Annotated in this window: 17 protein-coding genes and 1 pseudogene; 8 read left to right on the top strand and 10 right to left on the bottom strand. The window is 71.2% G+C overall.

The genetic code is table 11. The features are described from left to right. Nucleotides 1-8: 8 nt before the first annotated feature. The 4 genes from ACZ4TR_RS26965 (at nucleotide 9) to ACZ4TR_RS26950 (ending at nucleotide 4,440) form a co-directional block, all read left to right on the top strand. Nucleotides 9-1,400 (top strand): aldehyde dehydrogenase family protein, encoded by a 1,392-nt coding sequence (locus ACZ4TR_RS26965; RefSeq protein ID WP_465289544.1) that lies wholly within the window; start codon nucleotides 9-11, stop codon nucleotides 1,398-1,400. 68 nt (nucleotides 1,401-1,468) lie between these two features. Further along, nucleotides 1,469-1,873, top strand: coding sequence for a nuclear transport factor 2 family protein (locus ACZ4TR_RS26960; RefSeq protein ID WP_465289543.1), 405 nt, complete (start codon nucleotides 1,469-1,471; stop codon nucleotides 1,871-1,873). A gap of 720 nt (nucleotides 1,874-2,593) precedes the next feature. Then, nucleotides 2,594-3,226 carry a TetR/AcrR family transcriptional regulator gene (locus tag ACZ4TR_RS26955; RefSeq protein ID WP_465289542.1) on the top strand — a complete coding sequence of 211 codons (633 nt, stop codon included), beginning with the start codon at nucleotides 2,594-2,596 and terminating at the stop codon, nucleotides 3,224-3,226. Nucleotides 3,227-3,360: 134 nt separating this feature from the next. Beyond that, nucleotides 3,361-4,440 carry a winged helix DNA-binding domain-containing protein gene (locus ACZ4TR_RS26950; protein ID WP_465289790.1) on the top strand — a complete coding sequence of 360 codons (1,080 nt, stop codon included), beginning with the start codon at nucleotides 3,361-3,363 and terminating at the stop codon, nucleotides 4,438-4,440. 9 nt (nucleotides 4,441-4,449) lie between these two features. Here ACZ4TR_RS26950 and ACZ4TR_RS26945 read toward each other — a convergent pair whose 3' ends face one another. Next, a complete protein-coding gene (locus ACZ4TR_RS26945; protein ID WP_465289541.1) occupies nucleotides 4,450-5,406 on the bottom strand; it encodes a helix-turn-helix transcriptional regulator in 957 nt (318 codons plus the stop codon). Between the two features lie 100 nt (nucleotides 5,407-5,506). On the opposite strand from ACZ4TR_RS26945, the gene ACZ4TR_RS26940 reads away from it, so the two are divergent. Further along, nucleotides 5,507-5,965 (top strand): nucleoside deaminase, encoded by a 459-nt coding sequence (locus tag ACZ4TR_RS26940; protein WP_465289540.1) that lies wholly within the window; start codon nucleotides 5,507-5,509, stop codon nucleotides 5,963-5,965. A gap of 25 nt (nucleotides 5,966-5,990) precedes the next feature. Further along, the gene (locus ACZ4TR_RS26935; RefSeq protein ID WP_465289539.1) at nucleotides 5,991-6,953 is read left to right on the top strand and encodes an isopenicillin N synthase family dioxygenase; all 963 of its coding nucleotides are present in this window, start codon (nucleotides 5,991-5,993) and stop codon (nucleotides 6,951-6,953) included. Here the strand turns inward: ACZ4TR_RS26935 and ACZ4TR_RS26930 are convergent. After that, nucleotides 6,946-8,241 (bottom strand): GGDEF domain-containing protein, encoded by a 1,296-nt coding sequence (locus tag ACZ4TR_RS26930; protein ID WP_465289538.1) that lies wholly within the window; start codon nucleotides 8,239-8,241, stop codon nucleotides 6,946-6,948. The genes ACZ4TR_RS26935 and ACZ4TR_RS26930 overlap by 8 nt on opposite strands. A gap of 225 nt (nucleotides 8,242-8,466) precedes the next feature. Between ACZ4TR_RS26930 and ACZ4TR_RS26925 the strand changes: the two genes are divergently transcribed. Then, nucleotides 8,467-9,459: a chitinase gene (locus ACZ4TR_RS26925; protein WP_465289537.1), complete on the top strand. Its 993-nt coding sequence runs from the start codon at nucleotides 8,467-8,469 to the stop codon at nucleotides 9,457-9,459. Nucleotides 9,460-9,659: 200 nt separating this feature from the next. Here ACZ4TR_RS26925 and ACZ4TR_RS26920 read toward each other — a convergent pair whose 3' ends face one another. From ACZ4TR_RS26920 to ACZ4TR_RS26905, 4 genes are all read right to left on the bottom strand, one after another. After that, entirely contained in the window at nucleotides 9,660-10,154 is a 495-nt protein-coding gene (locus tag ACZ4TR_RS26920; RefSeq protein WP_465289536.1) for a hypothetical protein, read from the bottom strand. Nucleotides 10,155-10,280: 126 nt separating this feature from the next. Continuing rightward, the gene (gene murJ, locus ACZ4TR_RS26915) at nucleotides 10,281-12,062 is read right to left on the bottom strand and encodes a murein biosynthesis integral membrane protein MurJ (protein ID WP_465289535.1); all 1,782 of its coding nucleotides are present in this window, start codon (nucleotides 12,060-12,062) and stop codon (nucleotides 10,281-10,283) included. Nucleotides 12,063-12,148: 86 nt separating this feature from the next. Further along, nucleotides 12,149-12,406, bottom strand: coding sequence for a hypothetical protein (locus ACZ4TR_RS26910; RefSeq protein ID WP_364517618.1), 258 nt, complete (start codon nucleotides 12,404-12,406; stop codon nucleotides 12,149-12,151). Nucleotides 12,407-12,570: 164 nt separating this feature from the next. Beyond that, nucleotides 12,571-13,614, bottom strand: coding sequence for an aldo/keto reductase (locus tag ACZ4TR_RS26905; protein ID WP_465289534.1), 1,044 nt, complete (start codon nucleotides 13,612-13,614; stop codon nucleotides 12,571-12,573). 111 nt (nucleotides 13,615-13,725) lie between these two features. Between ACZ4TR_RS26905 and ACZ4TR_RS26900 the strand changes: the two are divergent. Beyond that, nucleotides 13,726-14,542 (top strand): annotated as a pseudogene (locus ACZ4TR_RS26900) (helix-turn-helix transcriptional regulator). A gap of 8 nt (nucleotides 14,543-14,550) precedes the next feature. Here ACZ4TR_RS26900 and ACZ4TR_RS26895 read toward each other — a convergent pair. Genes ACZ4TR_RS26895 through ACZ4TR_RS26880 form a run of 4 tightly spaced genes read right to left on the bottom strand, consistent with a single transcriptional unit; the run spans nucleotide 14,551 to nucleotide 19,159 of the window. Then, nucleotides 14,551-15,153, bottom strand: coding sequence for a TetR/AcrR family transcriptional regulator (locus ACZ4TR_RS26895; RefSeq protein ID WP_465289533.1), 603 nt, complete (start codon nucleotides 15,151-15,153; stop codon nucleotides 14,551-14,553). Continuing rightward, nucleotides 15,150-15,986 carry an SDR family oxidoreductase gene (locus tag ACZ4TR_RS26890; protein WP_465289532.1) on the bottom strand — a complete coding sequence of 279 codons (837 nt, stop codon included), beginning with the start codon at nucleotides 15,984-15,986 and terminating at the stop codon, nucleotides 15,150-15,152. The genes ACZ4TR_RS26895 and ACZ4TR_RS26890 overlap by 4 nt, the downstream gene beginning before the upstream one ends. Nucleotides 15,987-16,046: 60 nt before the next feature. Continuing rightward, entirely contained in the window at nucleotides 16,047-17,213 is a 1,167-nt protein-coding gene (locus ACZ4TR_RS26885) for an acyl-CoA dehydrogenase family protein (RefSeq protein WP_465289531.1), read from the bottom strand. Then, nucleotides 17,210-19,159, bottom strand: coding sequence for an acetyl/propionyl/methylcrotonyl-CoA carboxylase subunit alpha (locus tag ACZ4TR_RS26880; RefSeq protein WP_465289530.1), 1,950 nt, complete (start codon nucleotides 19,157-19,159; stop codon nucleotides 17,210-17,212). The genes ACZ4TR_RS26885 and ACZ4TR_RS26880 overlap by 4 nt, the downstream gene beginning before the upstream one ends. Nucleotides 19,160-19,163 lie beyond the last annotated feature (4 nt).

The following is a 19,163-nucleotide window of genomic DNA, read 5'->3' as shown; positions in this document are numbered from 1 at the left end:
TCGAAACCATGAGCACCACCTTCACCATGACCATCCAAGGCTCCCCCGTCGACGGCACTTCCTTCTTCGACGTGATCGACCCCGCCGACGAAACCGTCGTCGCGACGGCCCCGAACGCCACTCCCGGGCAGCTCGACGCCGCCGTGGCCGCCGCGCGCGCCGCCGCACCCGGGTGGGCCGCACTGCCGCTGCCCGAGCGTGCGGGCTACCTGCGCGCCATCGCCGACACAGTTGACGAGCACCTCGGCGAGCTGCACCAGCTGATCACCGCCGAGCAGGGCAAGTCACCGGATCTGGCCGGGGACGAGGTCCGGGGCCTGAGTCACTGGCTCCGCGAAACCGCCACGCTGGACCTCCCGGAAACGGTCAACGAAGACAGCGAGGAACGCCGCTCGATCACCCGCCGGGTGCCGCTGGGCGTGGTCGCAGCCATCACGCCGTGGAACTACCCGCTCGGACAGCTGTCCTTCAAACTGGGCCCGGCCCTGCTTGCCGGCAATACCGTGGTCGTGAAGCCCTCGAACCTGGCCCCGCTGGCCGTCCTCCGGCTCGGCGAGCTGGTGCGCGGGGTGGTTCCCGACGGTGTGGTCAACGTCATCTCCGGCGACGACGCACTCGGCCCGCTGATGACGGCCCATCCCGGCTTCGACAAGATCAGTTTCACCGGCTCGACCCCGGTCGGACGAGCGGTGATGGTCAGCGCCGCGCCGGCCCTCGCCAGGGTCACCCTGGAACTCGGCGGGAATGATCCCGCCATCGTTCTCCGGGACGCCGACATCTCGGCGATCGCCACGCAGCTGTTCTGGGCGGCTTTCGCCAACGCCGGGCAGATCTGCCTGGCGGCCAAACGAATCTACGTCCACAGCAGCCGCTACGACGAGCTCGCCGCGGCGCTCACCGGATTGGCCCGCACCGTCGGCACGGAGATCGGCCCGGTGTCCAACCGCCGCCAGTACGAAGCCGTGCTCGACCTCATCCAGGACTCGAAAGACCACGGCCACACGTTCCTCACCGGTGGCATGCCCGGCGGCGGAAAGGGGTTCTTCCTCCACCCCACCATCGTGGGCGATCCGCCGGAAGGTGCGCGGATCGTCCAAGAGGAACAGTTCGGCCCGGTGGTCCCGCTCCTACGCTACGAGACCTTGGACGAGGTGCTGAGCCGCGCCAACGCCGTCGACCACGGGCTCGGTGCCTCGGCGTGGTCGGCCGACACGGCCGCCGCGTTGGCGGTGGCCGGGCAGCTGGAGGCTGGAACGGTCTGGGTCAACGAAGTGATGCACCTGTCACCTCTGGTGCCCTTCGGCGGGCACAAGCAGTCAGGCATCGGAGTCGAAAGTGGGAACGCCGGCCTGCTGGAATTCAGCCAGCCACAGACCATCACGGTGAGAAAGAGCGCGTAACCGGACTGCAGCACATCAGCAGTCGAACCGGACGTGATCAATTTGCATCGCAGATCAACGGAGGACGCATGAACGAGTCTCAGCAGAACAGGGCGCTGGTACTGGACTTCTACAGTGATCTCTCGGCCGGCAACCTCGAGAGGGCGATGAGTCGGCTGGACGAGAATCTGGAATATCGAATCGGGGGTCACTCCACCGAGTTCCCGCTGGCCGGGACACACTCCAAGTCGGAGCTGATCGAAGTTCTCGGCACGATCGGCGCAGCCATCCCCGGCGGCGTCCAAGTGGAAATCTTCAGCACTATCGCCGAAGGAAGCCAGGTCGTGGTCGAGTTCATCGCTCGCGGAGTCTCTGCCGGCGGTAAGACCTACGAGAACCGAGTGGCCTTCTCGTGTGAGGTTGTCGGCGGAAAAATCCGGAAAGTGCGAGAATATCTCGACACGCTCCATGCGAACATTGTCCTGATGGAATAATGGGCAACGAGGTCGCCGTCACCCGGGACCTCGGATGGATCTTCCGCGAGCAGTTCGTCGTCGACCCACCCTCAGGGCGCACTCCTCCTCCGGAGGCGCGGCAGCGCAACAATCATTCACAGAAGATCTCAAGTCAACGACTCGAGCCAGGGAGAGTCTCAGCCGCCTTCGGAGCCGCCTCAGTGACGGCCGGGAGAGCAGTTTCCCCGTCGTCGGTGCTTGCTCCTCGGTCGTTGTCAGCGTGCCTCATCCGAGTTCCTTGTGTGTTCCAGCGGTTCTTGGTGTCGCCAGTCAGGCGAGTCGACGAAAAGCGGCCGGCCGTGCACGCGCGGCACAGGGCTCTCGGCACTCTGCTCGTGACCGCCAGTACTACCGGTGTCCGGTGCGCCCCGCCTGCCATGGCGTAGCCCGGGGTCCGCGGTCCGATGTGCCGGTCGCTCGGGTCGCCCCGGAGGGCGAGGCGGCGCCGACCGCGCTTCCCCTGCGACCGCACTGCCGCGGAGCCGACGACATCGGATTATCGAACACTTGTTCGATAATCCGATGCCACTCGATTCAGGCTTGCCCGGGACGGCGCGCACCGCTGCAGTGGCGCTAGCCTGCTGGCATGACATCCCCATTTTGGGGACGTATCCCCAGATCCGCGGACAAAGCGCTCGCTTAGACTGGGCGCGACCGGAGCCGGCCATCCCGGACGGTGCGGTCTGGGAGGATCACCGGATGACGATGTCGCTGTCGGCCGAACTGTGGCCGGATGTGCAGCCCGAGACCGCGCGGCGGCTGATGCTGGCCGGGGTGGAAGCCTTCGCCAAGCGCGGCTACCACGCCACCACCACGCGGGACATCGCCGGTGCCGCCGGGATGAGTCCCGCCGCCCTCTACGTGCACTTCCCGTCCAAGGCCGCGCTGCTGTTCGCCATCAGCCGGTACGGGCACGAGCAGACCCTCGCCCTGGTGGAGAACGTCGTCGCGAAGGCGTCCGATCCGGTCGAACGGATCCGCCTCATCGTCGAGGACTTCGTCGCCTGGCACGCGCGGCGCCACACCGTCGCCCGGGTCGTGCAGTACGAGCTGCAGGCCCTGCCCGAGCAGGAGTTCGAGGTCGTCGCCGAGCTGCGGCGGCGCATCGAGCGGATCGTCCGCGAGGTCATCGCGGAAGGCGCCGAAACCGGGGTCTTCACCGTTTCCGACGCGCACATCTCGGCCCGCGCCGTGCTCTCCCTCGGCGTCGACGTCGCCCGCTGGTACACCGAACGCGCGCGTCAGACGCCCACCGCGCTCGGCAAGGAGTACGGCGGGCTCGTGCTGCGGATGCTCGGCGCGTCCCAGCCTGAGACGCCGGTCACAGACTAAGCGGTCGGTCGACCACGGGAAAAGCCAATTCGATCTTGTCCCGAGTAGCGGACACAATCTGTCCGCTACTCCTGACATGGTGGTTCCATGACCCACCTCCTCCGCGAGACACTCGACGGCCGGAAGCCGACGTGATGGTGCTGGACAACCGGGCGCTCAACCGCGCGACGCTCGCCCGGCAGCTGCTGCTCGACCGCGCCGCGCTGCCGGTGCACGACGCCGTCGCGCACCTCGGCGGCCTGCAGGCGCAGGAGCCGCAGGAGCCGTTCACCGGGCTGTGGTCGCGGCTGCGCGCGTTCGACCCGGCCGCGTTGTCGGACCTGCTCACCGGGCGGCGCGTGGTGCGGACCCACCTGATGCGCCGGACCGTCCACCTGCTCACCGCCGAGGACGTCCTCGCGTGGCGGGCGCGGTTCGACGCCATGCTGCGCCAGCGTGTCCTCGGCACCTACCGCCGTGAGCTCGAAGGGGTGGACCTCGACGAGCTCGCGGCGGCGGGCCGGGCGGTGCTGGCCGACGGCGAGCCCCGGTCGATGGGCGAGCTGGCCCGGGCGGTCGCCGACCGGTGGCCCGCGTGCGGGCCGCGGCCGCTCGGCGAGATGCTCGTCGCCGCGCTGATCCCGGTGGCGCAGCTGCCGCCCCGAGGCCTGTGGCGCACCAAGGGCGGGGTGCGGAACCTGCCGCTCGCGGCGTGGCTGGACCGGGAGATCGATCCGCTCGACCCGGACGACGGGGTCGGGCGGGCACTGGTGAAGCGGTACCTGGCCGCGTTCGGGCCGGCGGCGACCGCGGACCTGCGCGCGTGGTCCGGCCTGGCCGGGCTGCCGGCGGCGGTGAAGGCCGTGCGCGAGGAACTGGTGGCCTTCCGCGACGAGCGGGGCCGGGAGCTGCTCGACCTGCCGGACGCGCCCCGCCCCGACCCGGACACGCCGGCCCCGGTGCGGTTCCTGCCGGCGTTCGACAACGCGATCCTCGGCTACGACGACCGGACTCGCGTCATCGACGACGCCCACCGCGGGGTGTCGGTCGCGGGCGAGCGGGTGGTCCTGGTGGACGGCCGGGTCTCGGCGACCTGGACGGTGACGGCCGCGGAGGTGGTGGTGCGCCCGTTGCGGCGGCTGACCGGACCCGAACGCCGCGAGGTGGCGGCGGAGGGACGCGAGGTGGCGTCCTTCTTGAGCGACGGCGGAAGTGACCGGGTGACGGTGGGCTGAAGGTGCCCTTCAGCCGACCGCCCGGGCGAAGCGCTCGGCAACCTCCCGCAGCCGCTCCACCAGGCCCGGCGGCGCCTCCTCCACCACAAAGTCGTAGCCCCACTGGGCCAGGTGGTACGGGACCGTGTCCAGGGTGCTCGCCCCGGTCCGCACCCGGCAGCTGCGCTCGTCGATCGGCTCCACCGCGCCGCTCGCCGGCGGGATCCGGCGGGACAGCTCCGACGCCGGCGCCGCCACCCGCAGCACGAACTGGTGCGGGTAGGGCGCCGACGAGATCTGGTGCGACACGTACGCCGCCAGGTCCTCCGCCGGGGGTTCGCGCGGCGTGAAGCGGAAGCTCGGGGACGGCACACCCGTGATGCGGTCCACGCGGAACGTGCGCCAGCCGGCGCGGTCCAGGTCGAACGCCACCAGGTACCAGCGCCGCCCGGTGTGGACCAGGCGCAGCGGCTCGACCTGCCGTTCCGTCTCCGTGCCCGCGCGGTCGCCGTAGGGGAACCGCAGCCGCTCGTGGTCGCGGCAGGCGGACGCGATCACGGTCAGCACCGACGCGTCGACCGTCGGGCCGCCGCCCGGCAGCGACATCGTCGCCGCCTGCAGCGCGCCCACCCGCGGTCGCAACCGGGCGGGCAGCACCTGCTCGAGCTTCGCCAGCGCCCGCACCGACGTCTCCTCGATGCCGCTGACCGTGCCGCTCGCCGCCGTGCGCAGGCCGACCGCGACCGCGACGGCCTCGTCGTCGTCCAGCAGCAGCGGCGGCAGCGCGGCACCCGCGCCGAGCCGGTAGCCGCCGGCGACGCCCGGTGTCGCGTGCACCGGGTAGCCGAGGGAACGCAGCCGTTCGATGTCGCGGCGGATCGTGCGGACGTCGACCTCGAGCCGCGACGCGAGGTCCGCGCCCGGCCAGTCGCGCCGCGCCTGCAGCAGGGAAAGCAGCCTGAGCAGGCGTTCCGAAGTGCCGTACATGGCACGCAGTGTGCCAGACATCGAGGACAGTTCCGGTCCGCGATCCACCCGAGGTGGTCAAACACTTGCCACGGACCGCGCCGGGCGGAAAGAGTGACGCATGCCGATCGACCCTGGCGCCCTGCTCGCCGTCGCCCGTGAAGAAGCCGAGCTGGGCCAGGCCGAGGGCGGCGTGCCGATCGGGGCCGCGCTGTTCGACACCGCGGGCACGCTGCTGGGCCGCGGGCACAACCGGCGCGTGCAGGACGACGACCCCTCGATGCACGCCGAGACTTCGGCGTTCCGCAACGCCGGGCGCCGCCCGCACTACCGCGACACGATCATGGTCACCACGCTTTCGCCGTGCTGGTACTGCAGCGGGCTCGTCCGTCAGTTCGGGATCGGGCGCGTCATCATCGGCGAGGCGGCGACGTTCCACGGCGGGCACGACTGGCTCGCGGAACTCGGCGTGGAGATCACCCTGCTCGACGATCCCGCGTGCACCGCGCTGATGACGGAGTTCATCGCCGCGCGCCCGGACCTGTGGTTCGAGGACATCGGGGTCGAGAAGTCCGGATAGGACAGTGTTTCACCGAGGAGCAGGCATGCCGTCAACCGTTCCGCTCGTGGACCTCTCACCGTGGTTCGCGGGCACGTCCGAAGGTCGCGCCGAGGTGGCCGGGCAGGTCGACCACGCGCTGCGCGAGTCCGGCTTCCTGCTGGTCACCGGGCACGGCGTGCCGGACGACCTGCGCCGCCGGACGCGTGAGCTGGCGCGGGAGTTCTTCGCGCTGCCCGAGGACGTCAAGCAGCGCTACGCCGTCACCGTCGGCGGCCGCGGCTGGCTGCCGCCGGGCGTCGAGGCCAACGGCTACGCCGAGGGCACCGAGACACCGCCGGACCTCAAGGAGTCGTACTCGGCGGGCGCCGACTTCGGCGTCGGCGTCGCCGAAGTCGACGGGTTCTGGTTCCAGCCCAACGTCTGGCCGGACGAGGTGCCGGGGCTCGCCGAGACGGCCACGGAGTACATGCGCCGGATGCGGGCGCTGTCGGACCACCTGCTCGAGATCTTCGCCGCGGCGCTCGGCCTGGCCGCGAGCCACTTCACGCGCCACACCGCGCAGCCGACGTACACGTTCAACATCAACTGGTACCCGCCGATGACCCACGTCGGCGCGCCCGAACCGGAGCAGTTCCGGATCGGCCCGCACACCGACTTCGGCACGGTGACGGTGCTCGACCGCCAGGCCGGCGTCGGCGGGCTGCAGGTCTACACGGACGGCGGCGAGTGGGCGGACGCGCCGTTCCACCCCGACGCGTTCACGGTCAACATCGGCGACCTGATGGCCCGCTGGACGGGCGACCGGTGGCGTTCGACGCGCCACCGCGTCCTGCCCCCGGCCGCTTCGGCCCCCGACGAGGACCTCGTGTCGCTGATCTTCTTCTACGAGACCGATTACGACGCGCGGATCACGTCACTGGCGCCGCCGCTGGGCAAGCGGACGTACCCGGAAGTGATCGCGGCGGACTACCTGCGGGAGAAGCTGAACGCGATCACGGTCACCTGAGGCGCGAGTCGTCGGGGTCGGCGCAGATCGTGCGGTTGCGGCCCGCCGCCTTCGCGCGCAGCACCGCCGCTTCCGCCGCGAGCAGTGCGTCCGCGAGCAGCCCGTCCGCGCAGCCCGCGACGCCGATCGACACCGTCACGCCGACGAACTGGGGCCCGTCGCCCGAAACCTTCAACGCCACCAGCGTCGAGGCGACCTTCAGCCGGATCCGCTCGGCGATGGCCATCGCGTCGAAGCGGCCGGTGCCGGGCAGCAGCACCGCGAACTCCTCGCCGCCGGACCGGCCCACGAGATCGGCCGAGCGGACTTCGTCGCGCAGGGTGTCGGCGACCGCGCGCAGGACGGCGTCGCCGACGCGGACGCCGTAGCGGTCGTTGAGCTGGCGGAAGTGGTCGAGGTCGAGCAGCAGCACGGCCTGGCCGGGGCCGTGGCGGCCGAGCCGGGTCAGCTCGGCTTCGGCGGCGCCGCGCCACGACGCCGCGGTCAGCACGCCGGTGCCGGGGTCGAGGGTGACGTGGTCGCGGCGGCCGCGGCCCAGCCCGCCGCGGTGCAGCACGACGGTGGCGCCGGCCAGCAGCGGGACCAGCAGCGGCGCGGCTTGGACGGCCCAGGCGAGCGGCAGGGCGGACGCCGTCATCGCGGCGTCGAAAGCGTGTCCCGGAAGAGCTTCACGGGGCCGGCGGGGACCGTCCGCGGCGGTCACGAGCGCGGCGTTCACCGCCAGGAACACCACGCCGGCGACGGTCAGCAGGACGACGGTGCGGGCGTCGAGGACCTCGCCGAGCGGCCGGACGCGGGTCGCGGTGAGGAACGCGCCGGCGACGAGGCCGGCCAGCGCCGTCGCGGCGGCGCCGAACACCTGCCGGTACACGGGTCTTCTGCGGACCCGGAACCACTGGTGCAGCGCGGAGAGCACGACCAGCGCGACGGCGAGGCCCGGCCGGAGCACCAGTACGCCGGCGAAGATCCACGGGGTGTCGACGCCGGGGCCGAGGAGCGTCTCCTCGCGGTGGCGTTCGACCGCTCGGGCGAGCTCGGCCGACACCAGCATCCCGCCCAGGAGCAGCGCGAACGGCGCCAGCATGGTGGCGAGCGGCGGGAACCGGAGGGCCGCGAGCACGGTGGCGGCGACGGCGAGGACGTCGATCGCGACGAGGTAGAGAACCTGGCCGCGGCGCGGCAGCCGCCACAGTGCCCACCGCCGCAGCGCCCAGCGTCGCAGGACGACGGCGGGCAGGAACCGGCCCGGGCGGCGTCCCCCGCCGGCGGCGACCGAATCCCCCACCATTTCGGCAAAGTAGCCGGAATGCGGGGCGCTGTCACTCCGCCTTCAGGGGAATCTCACGTCCCCGACGCTGAGGAGCCGCGTACGCACGGTGAGTCATATTCCGGCCCTCGGAGGGTTGACATTCAACATTGGTCTAGTCCACTGTGTGGTGGCACAGCGCTCCTCCCGGGATGATCCCGCCGCCTCAAACCGGAGGTGCTCCAACCTGCTCGCTTGGAGGACCCCATGCTGCACCGTTCATCGTCGACCCGACCAGCGTCGAGCCGCCTGCGCCGGCTGGTGACCCTCGCGGTCGCCGCCGGAGCCGCGATGGCGACGGCGGTCGGCCTCGCCCCGCAGGCCATGGCCGCGGTCGACCCGGTGCTCGCCTCGCCGTACCTGTACCAGTGGGGCGGGCAGACCAGCCCGGCCGCGGCGATGTCGGCCACCGGTGTGAAAGCGTTTACCCTCGCGTTCGTCCTGTCCGACGGCACCTGCAACCCGAAGTGGGACGGCAGCCGCTCGCTGACCGGCTCGGACAAGACGATGATCCAGAACATCCGCGACGCGGGCGGGGACGTGATCCCCTCCTTCGGCGGCTGGTCCGGCACGAAACTGGGCTCGAAGTGCACGTCGGCGTCGGCGCTGGCCGGCGCGTACCAGAAGGTGATCGACGCCTACGGCCTCAAGGCGATCGACCTCGACATCGAGAACACCGACGAGTTCCAGAACAACACGGTGCAGGACCGCATCCTCAACGCGGTCAAGCTGACCAAGCAGAAGAACCCGAACCTGAAGGTCGTCATCACCATCGGCACCACGACGACCGGCCCCGACTCCTGGGGCAAGCGCCTGATCAACCAGGCCAAGGCGATCGGCGCGGGAGCGGACGTCTGGTCGGTCATGCCGTTCGACTTCTCCGACGGCGGTGACATGGCCGCCATGACGAAGTCCGCGGTCGACGGGCTGAAGAACCAGCTCAAGACCACGTTCGGCTGGAACGACGACACCGCCTACCGGCACAGCGGCCTCTCCTCGATGAACGGCAAGACCGACAACGCGGGCGAGACGGTCACGGTGGCCAACTTCACCTCCATCCGCGGCTACGCCACGAGCCACCACCTGGCCCGCTTCACGTTCTGGGCCACCAACCGCGACTGCAGCGGCGGCGGCGAGTGCAGCGGCATCACGCAGGACAAGTACGCGTTCACGAAGATCGTCGCCGGGTACGCCGGCTGACGCGAGACCCGTAGTGGGGCTGTCGAAGACCCTCTCACCGGCATCGGGGCCGGTGAGGGGGTCTTCGCGGGTTCCCGGTCGGCGAAACCCGTTCCGGTCACCGGGAACCGGGTTCGGCGAGCCGAAACGCGGTGAATGACTCATTCCCGGCGTCCGGCGCGGTGAATGACTCATTCCTGGCGTTCGGGCACGCTCCGGCGTCAGCGCACCGGCGTGCCGTCACGGCGGCAGCCGTAGGGGTAGCACCGGTAGTCCGGGTAGCCCGGGGTGAACTTCGGGAGGGTGACCGTCGTCGTCGGGGACGGCGGCAGGTCGACCGTCACGGTCGGCGTGGGGGTCGGCGTCGGCGTCTGGCGTGCGTGCATCACCACCGGCGACGGTGTCGTGGTCCGGGTCGGCACGGCGATCACGCTCGACGTCGGGCCGCCGGTGGCCGGCTGCAGCTGCGGGAACCGCGTGGACCCCGGGACGGGGTCGCTCCGCGTCGCCAGGACGAGCACGAGCCCGCCGAGCACCACGATCACCGCCGACGCCAGCGCGAACCGGCCGGCCGCACCGCGCGGCTCGTCCTCGGGGTCACGCCGGGCGGCCGCCTCGGCCGAGCGCGAACCGGGTTTGCGCGGCCGCGCCCCGGCCTTGTGCAGCAGTTCGTCGACCGTGACCCGGTCCCGCCGCCTGCGCGCCCTGCGCGTCATGCACGACCTCCACCCCATCGCTGATCCCGTGGATCGTAGAAAGCCGCGCGGCAAATGTAAACGCGCTGATCGCAGCGGTCTCGTTACCGGTTCGAGACATTCGGATCGCGCTCCCGGCCGTAGTCGTCAACGAGGCGAGAGCCGCCGCAGGAGAGCGCCCGCGCGCCGGGTCACGGGCGTGAACTCCGGGAGCTTCAGCAGCGCCAGCAAACCGAACGGGACGGCCATCCCGAGCAAGGTCTGGACCGGCAGTTTCACCCAGGCGGCGGGGATCGTGCCGAGCGAGCCGGGCACGGCGTAGCCGGCGAGCACCGCGGCCCCGACGCCGAGGGCGCTGGCGGAGAGGGTGATCAGCCCGACCCGCAGGGACCGCTTGCTGCGCAGGTGCCCGAGCCGCACCCACAGCCAGACCTGGCCGAGGACGGCGCCGACGACGAACCCGGCCCCGTTCACGAGCATCACGCCGAGGACCATGTGGTCGCCGTCGAGCAGCCCGCGGCAGAGCAGCAGCAGCGGGATCTTCACGGCGGTCATCACGAGCATGATCAACGTGGGCGTGCGCGCGTCCTTCATCGCGTAGAAGACCCGCAGCTGCAACATGACCAGCGCGAAGGGCAGCAGCCCGACCGCGGAGACGGCCAGGGTCTGGCCGAGCCGCTCGGCGTCGTCGAGGGTGCCACGGCCCCACGTGAAGATCGCGATGCCGACCGGCGTGCCGACCACCGCCAGCACGGCGGAGATCGGCACGAACAGGACCGTCGAGATGCGGGAGGCGAGCGAAAGGTCGCCGACGAGCGAACCCGTGTCGCCGTCCGCGGCGGCGCGGCTCATCCGCGGCATCAGGGCGGTCAGCAGCGAGACGCCGAGGATCCCGTACGGGAGCTGGAAGAGCAGGGACGCGTAGCTGTAGGCCGTGACGCCGCCGCTGGTCCCGTAGGTCAGCACGCGGGTCGTGACGACGAACCCGACGTGGCTGACCACGACGTAGCCGAGGATCCACGCGGCGAGCCCGCCGAACTCCCGGATCCGCGGGTCGAAGCCCCAGCGCCAGCGGAACCGGAACCCGGTGCGCCGCAGGGCCGGGATCAGCACCAGCGCCTGCACGACGATGCCGAGCGTGGTGCCGAGGCCGAGCACCAGCAGCTTCGGGTCGCTCATCCGGACCGGGTCCAGCGTCAGCTCCCCCGGCACGACGGCGAACACGACGAGCGTGGCGGTGACGACGACGTTGTTCAGCACCGGCGCCCAGGCCGGCGGGCCGAAGACGTTCTGGGCGTTGAGGATCGCCGAAAGCAGCGCGAAGAGGCCGTAGAACAGGATCTGCGGCAGCAGCAGGTACGCGAGCGCGGTGGTGAGACCCGGATTGGCCGTCGGAGACGATTTGTCGACGTAGAGCGAGGTGAACAGCGGCGCGATCGCGACGGCGACGGCCGTGCCGACGGTGAGCAGCACCAGCCCCATCGTGATCAGCCGCTGGGTGTAGGCGCGGCCGCCGTCCGGGTCGTCCTGGGAGCGGACGAGCAGCGGCACGACGACGCTGGCGAGCACACCGCCGAAGAGGAGCTCGAAAACGATGTTGGGCAGGGTGTTCGCGACGGTGAAGGAGTCGTTGACGACCCGGGTGCCGACCACGGCGGCCAGCAGCAGCTTCGCGACGAACCCGGTGATCCGGCTGACGGTCGAGGCGACGGCCATCCGCCCGCTGGAGCGGGCCAGCGACGAGCCGGCGCCTTCGCCGCGGCCGGCCGAGACCGGCGACGCGGGCGGCCGCGCGACGATCTGGGTGGCGAACTCGTCGTAGGGCCGCCGGGAGACGTCGGGGTCGCGGGTCGGCCAGTGGGCACCGCGCAGATCGCTGGGGAGGAAGACCGTCGCCTCGTCGTCCACCGGTGGTGGGGGTTCCGCCATGGCTCAAGCCTGCCAGGTCGGGATCGCGCACGGGATGCCGAACACGTGTTCGGAGCCGGGACGCTCCGTAACGCGCCTGCGGCTGCTCAGGCGGCCGCGGTGATCTCCAGCGCGGCACGGCCGGCTTCGGTCAGCTCAGCCGTGACGCGCCCGGCGGCGACCTCGACGGCGGGACGCAGGTAGCCGCCGTGGGCCAGCGCGTGGGCCGTCATCTGATCGCAACAGGCGAATCCGTCGATGAAGAGATCGGGCTCGCAGCTGCACGACATCTGAGCACGGCCTGCTGCCACCGCCTTCAGCATCGCCATCGCGCGGTGGGTGAGCTCGACTCCTGAACCGGACACCGGACTGCCTTCCTTCGAAAATCGCTACTACCAGTCATTCGCCCATTGGGCCGATTGTGTTACTTACGGCACTATGACGTTTCGGAGCCGGTCGGGGTTCCGATGGGTCGCGGTTCTCGGTGAGCGGTTCGGCGGTCACGGTGAGCGGTTCAGGCGTCCCGCGGTCACCGGCGTGGTTCGAGCTTCAGGTCGCCGCGCATCACCGCCCGGATGTGGTCACCGGCGAGCAGGTCGTGCGGGTAGCCGAGGTCGATCGCACTGGCCTCGTCGAGCCGGACCAGCTGAGCCTCCGTGAACTCGACCTCCAGCGCACCGAGGTTTCCCTCCAGCTGCTCGGGCGTGCGGGCGCCGATGATCGGGGCCGTCACGCCCGGGTTCTGCAGCGTCCACGCCAGCCCGACCTGCGCGGGGGTGTGGCCCAGCTCGGCGGCGACCTGCGTCACGACGTCGGCGATGGCGAGGTTCCGTTCGGTGACCATCCCCAGGCCGGCGTTGAAGCTCCGGCGGGTACCGGCCTCCGGCGCGGCGTCGCGGTACTTGCCGGTGAGCAGGCCGCCCGCCAGCGGCGAGAACGGTGTCACCCCCAGCCCCATCGCCCGCGCCATCGGGATCAGGTCGCGTTCCGCGGCGCGGTTGATCAGGTTGTACTCGACCTGCAGCCCGACCAGCGGCGACCAGCCGCGCAGGTCGGCGATCGCCTGCATGCGCGAGATCTCCCAGGCCGGGGCGTTGGACATCGCGACGTACAGCACCTTGCCCTGGCGGACGAGGTCGTCCAGGCCGCGCAGGATCTCCTCGACCGGGGTCGCGAAGTCCCACACGTGCAGGTAGAGCACATCGAGGTAGTCCGTGTTCAGGCGCGTCAGGCTGGCTTCCACGGACGCGAACAGGCTCTTGCGGTGCGAGCCCGCGGAGTTCGGGTCGCCGGGCCGGCGCAGCGTCGTGTACTTCGTGGCCAGCACGAGGCTCTCGCGGCGGTCGCGCGCGAACTCGCCCAGCTGGCGCTCGGCACTGCCGTCCGTGTAGGTGTTGGCGGTGTCGATGAAGTTGCCGCCGCGCTCGACGTAGGTGTCGAACAGCTTGCGCGCCTCGGCCTTCCCGGCGCCCCAGCCCCACTCGGTGCCGAAGGTCGCCGTGCCCAGCGCCAGCGGGGAGACCCGCAGCCCGGAGCGGCCCAGCAGCCGGTAGCTGTCCAGGGTGAGCGACATGGAGTCCTCCTTTGATCCGTTGTCGACAGCGAGTCTCCGATCGCCGCGCGCCCGGGGTAAGGGAAGGAGCTTCCTGGGAACACGAGTCCCACTCCGGCGGTTGCACGGATCATGACGACCCCGACCGTGGAGCTGGGCGCGTTCCTGCGGACCCGGCGCGAACGCCTGGACCCGCGGGACTTCGGCCTGCCGTCGCGCCGGCAGGCCCGGCGGACTCCGGGACTGCGCCGCGAAGAGGTCGCCGAGCTGGCCGGGGTCAGCGTCGACTACGTCGTGCGGCTGGAACAGGCCCGCGGGCTGCGGCCCTCCGCCGACGTGGTGGAGGCGCTGGCCCGGGCGCTGCGCCTGGCCCCCGACGAGCGCGCGTACCTCTTCGACCTGGCCGGGCAGCGCCCGCGCGACACCGACAAGCTCGTCACCGCCCCGGCGCCGCCGCTGGCCCGGCTGGTCACCGATCTCGCGCCCCTGCCGGCCATGGTGCTGAACCACCGCTACGACATCCTGGAACGACGAAATGGCCGGGCTGCTGGTGGATTTCGGCACGCTCGCCCCGGCGCAGCGCAATTCGATGTGGCTGTGCCTGATGCACCCGCAGGTCCGCGAGTTCTACCTCGACCGCGAACGCGTGGTGCGGGAAGGGATCGCCCACCTGCGCGCCGCGTGGGCCGCCCACCCGGACGACGACGCGCTGACCGGCCTCATCGCCGAATTCACCGACGGCGACGAAGAGTTCGCGCGCCTGTGGGCCGAGCGGGACGTCAAGGTCAGCGGCCGCGGGCACAAGGTCATGCGGCACCCCGAAGCCGGGGTGCTCACCGTCCAGTTCGAAACGCTCCGGCCGCTGCAGGACCCGGACCAGCTGCTGGTGATCTACCGCGCCGCGGACGAGCAGAGCCAGGCGGCCCTGGACCGCTTGCGCGCGGGCTGAGCGGTGGCTCAGCCGTCCGCCAGGCGCAGCTCCAGCGTCCGGGCCCACTCCCGGACGATCTGCCGCCGCCGGCGGGTGTCGTCGGTCAGCAGGTTGGCCAGGCCCAGGCCCCGAGCGAGGTCGAGGGTGGCCTGGACCAGTTCGCGCACGCCCGGCCGGGACTCGTCGACGCCGAGGAGCTCCACCGTCACCCGGTGCGCCTCGCGCCCGACGCGCGCCTCCAACGGCACCAGCACGTTCCGCAGTGCCTCGTCGGTCGCCGCCACCGACCACAGCTGCAGCGCCGCGCGGAACAGCGGCCCGGTGTAGAGGTTCAGCACCATCTCGACGACGCGCTCGATGCGCGACGCCCCGCTCGGCAGGTCCGCGGCCTGGGCCCGCAGCTCGTCGATCTGGGCCTCGCCCAGGAGGTCGACCGCCGCCGCGACGAGGTCCTCCCGCGTCGGGAAGTGGTGCTGGGCCGCACCACGCGAGACGCCGGCGCGTTCGGCGATCCCGGCCACCGTGACGCCGTGCCAGCCGCGCTCGCCGAAGCCGTCGAGCGCGGCCTCGATCAGCCGCCGCCGCGTCGTGCGGCTGCGTTCCTGCTGGGGTTCGCGGACGCCGGTCAAGCCGGATCGACCCAGAAATCGAGCTGGAGGTCCTCTTCCGCGGTGTCGCCGGCGCGGTACTTCGCGAAGTCGGTGACGCCTTCGGCTCGCAGCACCTCGTCGTCGAGGTAGAAGTTCCCGGTCGCCTCGCGGCTCGGCTTGGTGAGGATCGCGTACGCGGCGTCGGCCATGATCTCCGGCGTCCGGCTGCGCGACGCCAGCTCGGCGCCGACGACGTTGCGGATCGCCGCCGTGTCGATGGTCGTGCGCGGCCACAGCGAGTTGACCGCGACACCGTCCTTCTTCAGTTCCGCCGCGAGCCCGACGGTCACCAGGCTCATCGAGTACTTCGCGATGCTGTAGGCGAGGTGCCCGGCGGTGAACCACTTCTCGTCGAGGCTGATCGGCGGCGACAGCGTCAGGATGTGCGGGTTCACCCCCCGGCGCAGGTGCGGGATGGCCAGTTTGGACAGCAGGAACGTGCCGCGCGCGTTGATGTCCTGCATGAGGTCGTAGCGCTTCATGCTGACCTGCTCGGTCGGCGTCAGGTCGATCGCGCTCGCGTTGTTCACCACGATGTCGATGCCGCCGAACTGCTCGACCGTCTCGGCCACGGCCGCCGCGACCCCGTCGTCGTCGCGGACGTCGCCGAGGATCGGCAGCGCGTGCCCGCCGGCCTTCTCGATGGCTTCCGCGGCGGTGTGGATGGTGCCGGGCAGCTTCGGGTGCGGTTCGGCGGTCTTGGCCAGCAGCGCGACGTTCGCGCCGTCCCTCGCGGCCCGCAGCGCGATCGCCTCGCCGATGCCGCGGCTGCCGCCGGACATGATGATGGTCCTGCCCGTCAATCCAGCCATGTGAAACCTCCGTGAGGCGATGCATCTTTCCTAGGGAAAGTGACGCTTCGGGGTCGGTAGTCAGTAGGACTTCGGGAGGCCGAGGCTGTGCTGGCCGACGAAGTTGAGCACCATCTCGCGGCTGACCGGGGCGATCCGGCCGAGCCGGACAGCGGTGACCAGCGTGCCGAGGCCGTACTCGGTGGCGAGACCGTTGCCGCCGTGGGTCTGCACGGCCTGGTCGGTCGCGCGGATGGCGACCTCGGCGGCGGCGTACTTCGCCATGTTGGCCGACTCCCCCGCGCCGAAGTCGTCGCCGGAGTCGTAGAGCGACGCCGCCTTCTGCGTCATCAGCTTCGCGAGCTCGAGTTCGATCTTGATTTCGGAAAGCGGGTGCGCGAGGCCCTGGTGCGCACCGATCGGCGTGCCCCACACCTGCCGCTGGTTGGCGTAGGAGACGGCCTTGGAAAGCGCGTACCGGGCGATGCCGAGGGAGAACGACGCACCCATGATGCGCTCCGGGTTCAGGCCGGCGAACAGCTGCGCGATCGCCGCGTCCTCCTCGCCGACGAGCGCTTCGGCCGGGAGCTTGACGTCGTCGAGGAACAGCGAGAACTGGTTCTCCGGCGCGATGATGTCCATCGGGATCTTGGTGTACTCGAACCCGGGGGTGCCCGTCGGCAGGATGAACAGCGCGGGCTTGAGCTTGCCGGTCCGGGAGTCCTCCATGCGGCCGACGACGAGCACCGCGTCGGCCTCGTCGACGCCGGAGATGTAGACCTTGCGTCCACTGAGGACCCAGCCGTCGCCGTCGCGCTTGGCGGTGGTGGTGATCTTGTGCGAGTTCGACCCCGCGTCCGGCTCGGTGATCGCGAAGACCATCCGCTTGGTGCCATCGGCGATGCCGGGCAGCCACTGCTTCTTCTGCTCTTCGGTGCCGAAGCGGGAGATAACGGTGCCGCAGATGGCCGGCGAAACGACCATCAGCAGCAGCGGCGAGCCCGCGGCGGCCAGCTCCTCGAGGACCGCGGCGAGGTCGGCGATGCCCGCGCCCCCGCCGCCGTACTCCTCGGGGATGTTGACGCCGAGGTAGCCCAGCCGGCCGGCCTCGTCCCACAGTTCGTGGGTCTTCTCGTCCGCACGGGCCTTGCGCGCGTAGTACTCGTGCCCGTACTTGGCACCGAGTTCGGCGACGGCCTTGCGAAGCGCGATCCGCTCCTCCGGCTCGACGAAGTTCATCGCGTTCATTCTGCTTCTCCCACCACCGCGAGGATCGTGCCCACTTCGACCTGCTGTCCCACCGTCACCGGCAGCTCCGCCACCACGCCGTCGGCGGGCGCGGCGATCCGGTGTTCCATCTTCATCGCCTCGAGCCACAGCAACGGGTCGCCCGCCTTCACCGGGTCCCCGGCCTGCACGGCGAGCCGGACGACCGTGCCCGGCATCGGCGCGACCAGCGACCCCGCGGCCAAGGCCGCGTCCGGGTCCGCGAACCGCGGCGCCGCCGTCAGCGCCACCGAGCCGAGCGCGGAGTCCACATAGGACACGCCGTCGTGGCGGGCGACGTCGAAGGCCCGCCGCACCCCGGCGACGTCCAGGACCACCCGGCCGGGCTCGGCGGTGACCAGCTCGGCCCCGAACCCGTCGGCCTTCAAACCGTCGCGCGTCAGCGAATAGACGACCTCGTACTCGCGGTCCGCGATCGAGAAGACCTTCCGCTGCCCGGAAGAACGGACGTTGCGCCAGCCGCTGGGCAGCCTGCCCTGCGTGGTCGCCGAGGCCCGGTTGCCCGCCGCGTCCGCCAAGGCTGCCGCGAGGGCGGAGAGCCGTTCGGTGTCCACAGTGGCCAGCGGCGCGGCGAGGGTGTCCAGGCCGTGCCGGTCGAAGAACGCGGTGTCCGTCTCGCCGGCCAGGAAGGCGTCGTGACGCAGGATGTTCACGAGGAGATCGCGGTTGGTGACCACACCGTGGATCTTCGCCGCCGCCAGGGCCTTGGCGAGCCGGCGGGCGGCTTCGGCGCGGGTCGGGGCCCAGGTGATCACCTTGGCCAGCATCGGGTCGTAGTGCACACCGACGACCGAGCCGCTGACGAACCCGGAGTCGAGCCGCAACCCGGCGCCTTCCGTGAACTCACGGTCCACATCGAGCACTTCGATGGTGTGCAGCGTGCCGCTCTGCGGCTGCCAGTTCGCCGCCGGGTCTTCGGCGTAGAGCCGGACCTCGATGGAGTGGCCGACGGTCGGCGGCGGGTCAGCCGGGAGCCGCTCGCCCTCGGCGATCCGCAGCTGCAGCGCGACCAGGTCCAGCCCGGTGACGTTCTCGGTGACCGGGTGCTCGACCTGCAGCCGCGTGTTCATCTCGAGGAAGTAGAACCGGCCGTCGGGCCCGGCGAGGAACTCGACCGTGCCCGCGCCGACGTAGTCGATGGCCTTGGCGGCCTTGCGCGCGGCGTCGAACAGCTCCTCGCGCATCCGTGTGTCGACGAACGGCGACGGTGCCTCCTCGACGACCTTCTGGTGCCGGCGCTGGATCGAGCACTCCCGCTCCCCCACCGCCCACACCGTGCCGTGCCGGTCGGCCATGACCTGGACTTCGATGTGGCGGCCGGTCTCCAGGTACCGCTCACAGAACACCGTCGGGTCACCGAACGCCGACCCGGCTTCCGCACTGGCGCCTTCCACCGCCTCGGCCAGCTCGTCGAGCGACCGGACCACGCGCATCCCGCGGCCGCCACCCCCGGCGGAGGCCTTGACCAGCAACGGCAAGTCACCGGAAGTGACCGACGCCGGGTCCAGTTCGGACAGCACGGGCACGCCCGCGGCCGCCATCAGCCGCTTGGACTCCACTTTGGAGCCCATGGTCTCGATGGCCTCCGGCGGCGGGCCGACCCAGGTCAGGCCGGCGTCGAGGACAGCCCGCGCGAAGGCAGCGTTCTCGGACAGGAAGCCGTAGCCGGGGTGGACGGCGTCGGCGCCCGTGTCGGTCGCGGCCTTCACCAGCAGCTCGGCCCGCAGGTACGTCTCGGACGGCGCGTTGCCGGGCAGCCGGACGGCCGCGTCGGCTTCCAGCGCATGAGGCGCGGCGGCATCGGCGTCGGAGAACACGGCGACCGTGCCGATCCCGGCGTCGCGGCAGGTTCGGAAGACGCGGCGGGCGATCTCGCCGCGGTTGGCGACCAGCAGGTTCTGGATCATCGCT

Source organism: Amycolatopsis sp. NPDC028719 (assembly GCF_055565395.1).
The sequence above is the reverse complement of the archived record's forward strand: the minus strand, read 5'-3'. Positions and strand labels throughout refer to the sequence as shown.

Coding starts and splice junctions, on each gene's coding strand:
- ACZ4TR_RS26905 (WP_465289534.1), bottom strand. CDS start 13,614: ATGTCGCTCACCCTGGACAGCTACCGGCTGCTGGGCCGCTCCGGGCTG.
- ACZ4TR_RS26920 (WP_465289536.1), bottom strand. CDS start 10,154: ATGACGCGCAGGGCGCGCAGGCGGCGGGACCGGGTCACGGTCGACGAA.
- ACZ4TR_RS26925 (WP_465289537.1), top strand. CDS start 8,467: ATGCTGCACCGTTCATCGTCGACCCGACCAGCGTCGAGCCGCCTGCGC.
- ACZ4TR_RS26880 (WP_465289530.1), bottom strand. CDS start 19,159: ATGATCCAGAACCTGCTGGTCGCCAACCGCGGCGAGATCGCCCGCCGC.
- ACZ4TR_RS26935 (WP_465289539.1), top strand. CDS start 5,991: ATGCCGTCAACCGTTCCGCTCGTGGACCTCTCACCGTGGTTCGCGGGC.
- ACZ4TR_RS26965 (WP_465289544.1), top strand. CDS start 9: ATGAGCACCACCTTCACCATGACCATCCAAGGCTCCCCCGTCGACGGC.
- ACZ4TR_RS26890 (WP_465289532.1), bottom strand. CDS start 15,986: ATGGCTGGATTGACGGGCAGGACCATCATCATGTCCGGCGGCAGCCGC.
- ACZ4TR_RS26930 (WP_465289538.1), bottom strand. CDS start 8,241: ATGGTGGGGGATTCGGTCGCCGCCGGCGGGGGACGCCGCCCGGGCCGG.
- ACZ4TR_RS26950 (WP_465289790.1), top strand. CDS start 3,361: ATGGTGCTGGACAACCGGGCGCTCAACCGCGCGACGCTCGCCCGGCAG.
- ACZ4TR_RS26945 (WP_465289541.1), bottom strand. CDS start 5,406: ATGTACGGCACTTCGGAACGCCTGCTCAGGCTGCTTTCCCTGCTGCAG.
- ACZ4TR_RS26955 (WP_465289542.1), top strand. CDS start 2,594: ATGACGATGTCGCTGTCGGCCGAACTGTGGCCGGATGTGCAGCCCGAG.
- ACZ4TR_RS26885 (WP_465289531.1), bottom strand. CDS start 17,213: ATGAACGCGATGAACTTCGTCGAGCCGGAGGAGCGGATCGCGCTTCGC.
- ACZ4TR_RS26960 (WP_465289543.1), top strand. CDS start 1,469: ATGAACGAGTCTCAGCAGAACAGGGCGCTGGTACTGGACTTCTACAGT.
- murJ (WP_465289535.1), bottom strand. CDS start 12,062: ATGGCGGAACCCCCACCACCGGTGGACGACGAGGCGACGGTCTTCCTC.
- ACZ4TR_RS26940 (WP_465289540.1), top strand. CDS start 5,507: ATGCCGATCGACCCTGGCGCCCTGCTCGCCGTCGCCCGTGAAGAAGCC.